Raw genomic sequence first — 1,129 nt, 5'->3', positions numbered from 1 at the left:
TTGTGAGTGCCGAGATTGGAAAACGGGCGGTGGAGAATAATTATCTGTCTAAAACGGATTGGATGAATTATGTAAATGAAATTAAAGCCTGTGATTCTGATGCTAATTGCATCCAAAATATTAGTGATAAATATGAGCAGTTAGATAAAGAAAAAAGTCAACAGGCATTAGAAGCTTGTCGTTTAGGCGGAAGTTCATCGGCGTGCCAGCAACATCAGGCGCAGGCGGCAGAAGGCTTAGCGTATGCTGCTCAGGAAATTTATCCTACAGCGATAAAAGGGCAGGATAAATGGTGGATTCAAAATCGTTTGGAAAGTACTTATCAAGATAGTCAGAAAGCACCAAGCAATGCGCTGCTCAGTGAGGAAAAATTGGCTGAAATTGATGAGTTACTCAGCCGACCAAATGCGATAGTAACAGATACCCAAAAACTTGGCGAGATAGTGGATGCACTTATCATAAATACACGAACGGATGGTAAAGGAAATGCATATGAGGGAATAGAGGCAACCCAAGCATATCCAAATATTGCTAAATTGAGGGATAAGGTAAATTATGCTGCATTTGGTCAGGATTTAGGCGTAGAGCCGGTTTATTGGGAGTTAAGCCTATTAGGTATGGGGGCGAAAGGTATTGGCGCAACTTCAACAATAGTTGAATCAAATATTGCTAAGGTTGCGGGAAAAGTTACAGAAAATGCATTGGCTCGTAATGTTACTATTGGATTGGGGGCTAATGGTACATTGCAATTAGTCAGTGGGCAGCCTTTTAATTGGTATGAGTTTGCCGGAGCAGGCTTGGCGGCAGGCATTACTCCACAGATGGGAGTTAAAGATGCGATTAGAGTTAATATGGGTATTGCAATGGGGGTTAGTTTAGCCAATGGCAGCAATCCTTTAAATGATACCGGATTAGCGGGAGTAGGGACTTGGGCGGGTAGTAAGGTAACAAATCCTATCCTTTCATCTATATTATCAGAGGGGATTCAAAAACTTCCTTATATAACTGATAAAGTAAATAAGGAAATTTCTAATGAACCTAAAAAATAAGTATTTTGAAAGGGTTCTAATGATCTTTATTGTTACCTTGGTTATAACCGAGATTGGTATTTTTTTCCATACCTAATGTC

General features: G+C 40.0%; 1 pseudogene. It reads left to right on the top strand.

From position 1 onward, the window contains the following. Nucleotides 1–1,049 (top strand): annotated as a pseudogene (locus FHQ30_RS12385) (hypothetical protein); the annotation flags it as partial. Nucleotides 1,050–1,129: the final 80 nt, after the last annotated feature.

The sequence above is a fragment of the Testudinibacter sp. 'clade 2' genome, from assembly GCF_006227735.1.
Lineage (GTDB): Bacteria > Pseudomonadota > Gammaproteobacteria > Enterobacterales > Pasteurellaceae > Chelonobacter.
The sequence above is the reverse complement of the archived record's forward strand: the minus strand, read 5'-3'. Positions and strand labels throughout refer to the sequence as shown.